The sequence below is a fragment of the Streptomyces sp. NPDC059853 genome (genome assembly GCF_042731495.1).
Taxonomy (GTDB): domain Bacteria; phylum Actinomycetota; class Actinomycetes; order Streptomycetales; family Streptomycetaceae; genus Streptomyces.
In genome coordinates this window covers 1-2,350 of record NZ_JBHWJL010000107.1, presented here as the reverse complement: position 1 = coordinate 2,350, position 2,350 = coordinate 1, and the positions used below count along the sequence as shown (strand labels likewise).

The following is a 2,350-nucleotide window of genomic DNA, read 5'->3' as shown; positions in this document are numbered from 1 at the left end:
CGCGCGGGGTGAGCAACATCCGCTTCACCACGGGTGACGCGCTGGCGCTGGACTTCGCGGACGGCACCTTCGACGTCACCCACGCCCACCAGGTGCTCCAGCATCTCGCCGACCCGGTCGCGGCCCTGCGCGAGATGCGCCGGGTGACCCGGCCGGGCGGGGTGGTGGCGGTCCGGGACGCGGACTACGCGGCGATGACCTGGTTTCCGGATGTCCCCGGCCTGGCGGAGTGGGCGGCGCTGTACCGCGCGGTGGCCCGCGCGAACGGCGGCGAGCCGGATGCCGGGCGGCGGCTGCTGTCCTGGGCGCGGCGGGCGGGTTTCACCGACATCCGGTCCTCGGCCGGCGTCTGGACCTTCGCCACCGAGGCGGAGCGTGCCTGGTGGAGCGACCTGTGGGCGGAACGCACCACCGCCTCCGCGTACGCCGACCGCGCGGTCTCCGGCGGGTTCGCCACCCGCGCCGGTCTGGAGCGCGTCGCGGCGTCCTGGCGGGAGTGGGGCCGCGCGGCGGACGGCTGGTTCGCGGTCCTCAACGGTGAGGCGCTGTGCCGGGTCTGACCCCCGGGCGCGGCCGTCGCGCCCGGGGGCCCGGCGGCATGCGGCGGCGTCGCCTCGGTCCCGGGCCGCGCACCACTTGACCTCAAGCGCACTGGAGATACGAGGCTGCTGTCGCGGCACCGGCCGCACCCGTACCCGTAGCCGTACGGCGCCCGCGACGCACACCGGAGCCACCGGCTCCCCGAGGAGGTCCCGCGATGAACGACATGGTCCGCCGGTGGATCGGACAGCACGCCCACCGCCTCACCACCACCGATCCCCACGCGCCGCTCGACGATCTCCGGCCGCTCGTCCGCCTCGTCGGGGACGCCCCGGTGGTGGCGATCGGCACCGCGACCCGGCAGTCCCGCGAACTCTCCGTCCTCGCCCACCGGGTAGTCCGGCTGCTGGTTGAGGAACTGGGGTTCCGCTCGTTCGCACTGGAGGGGGACGACGCGGCACGCGTCGGCCTCGACGCCCACATCGCGGCCGGAAAGGGCGACGCCCGGGCGCTGCTGGCCGGGGCCAGGTCCTTCTGGCAGACGGGCGAAATCCTCGACATCGTCCACTGGCTGCGCTCCTTCAACCGCCGCCACCCCGGCGACCCGGTGCGGTTCACCGACGGTCTCTCCGCTCCCCGGGAGCCGGTCGTGCCACTCGACGGACTCGCCGCGATCGAGCGGCGGCTGGCCGAGGACGTCATCGACCGGCACGACCGCACCGGTGACCGCGTCGTCTACTGGGGTGGCATCGCGCACACCGCCGTGGGGGACCCGCGCACCGTCTCACCGTCCACTCCACCACTGACGCACCGGAACGCGGGCGGCTACCTCCGCGAGCGGTTCGGCACCGGCTACGTCTCCCTCGGACTGACGTTCCACCACGGCACCCTGCCCGTCGCGGTGCCGGCGCCGCCGGGGGAGTTCGCGGAGTCCACCCTGGGGGGCACCGGGCCCGGCGCCTACCTGCTGGATCTGCGGGCCACCGCGCCGGCCACCGTCCGGGCCTGGCTCGACGCGCCGGCTAGGACACGGCTGGTCGGCCCGCACTACGACCCGGCCGACGACGCGGCGCACCATCTCTCCGGGGGCTCGCTCGCCGGGTGGTTCGACGCCGTCGTCCACACCGAAACGGTCACCCCCGCCCGGCCGCTCCCGCCGGTGCCCGGCACCTGAGCCCGGCGCGGGCCCCGGCCGTCACAGCCAGCCGGTGACCGGGCCGAGCGTGAGCAGTCCGCTGCCCGCTCCGGCCAGCTCCCCGGCGGCCGGGGCCAGCTCCGCCCGGGCCCGGTGCAGCGTCTCCCGGTCGCCGACGGCCGCCGCCGCCCTCGCCGTCAGGCACCACATCGCCTCGTACAGCAGGTCCCGGGGCGGCGGCGGCAGCTCGCGCAGCGCGGCGGCGGCCTCGCCGTCCGCGCCCCGGGCGAGCAGCAGCAGCGGGCGGGTCCACGGGGCGTACGGCCCCCAGTCGGTCTCCTCCCCCGCCCGCCCCGGCTCCTCCCACGGCAGCCCGTGCCGGAGCCGCAGACACAGCAGGGCCAGCGGGAGCAGGCCCCGCTCCATACCGGGCATCCCGGCGCCGCGCAGCCGTTCCGCCGCCGCCCGGTACGCCGCCTCCGCCTCGGCCACCGGGCCGCGCTCGGCGTGTTTCAGCGCCGCGTACCACTGGGTGAACACCGTCACCAGCGGCCGGTCGTGCCGCTCCGCCAGCCGGTCGGGGGCCGCCGCCGGGCGGGGGGGGGGGGGGGCGGGCACCCCCCCGCCGGGGGCCGGCAAACGCGTGAGATGGGCGCGGCTGGAGTTAGGGGGGCT

Annotated in this window: 2 protein-coding genes and 1 pseudogene; 2 read left to right on the top strand and 1 reads right to left on the bottom strand. The window is 77.1% G+C overall.

All coding sequences use genetic code 11. The features are described 5' to 3' along the window. On the top strand, positions 1 to 560 hold a 560-nt coding region (locus ACFV5N_RS14050), incomplete at its 5' end, for a methyltransferase domain-containing protein (protein WP_385598560.1). A 197-nt stretch (positions 561 to 757) separates the two neighbouring features. Then, positions 758 to 1,714, top strand: coding sequence for an erythromycin esterase family protein (locus tag ACFV5N_RS14045; protein WP_385598557.1), 957 nt, complete (start codon positions 758 to 760; stop codon positions 1,712 to 1,714). Positions 1,715 to 1,735: 21 nt separating this feature from the next. Here ACFV5N_RS14045 and ACFV5N_RS14040 read toward each other — a convergent pair. Then, positions 1,736 to 2,350, bottom strand: a pseudogene (locus tag ACFV5N_RS14040) (SARP family transcriptional regulator); the annotation flags it as partial.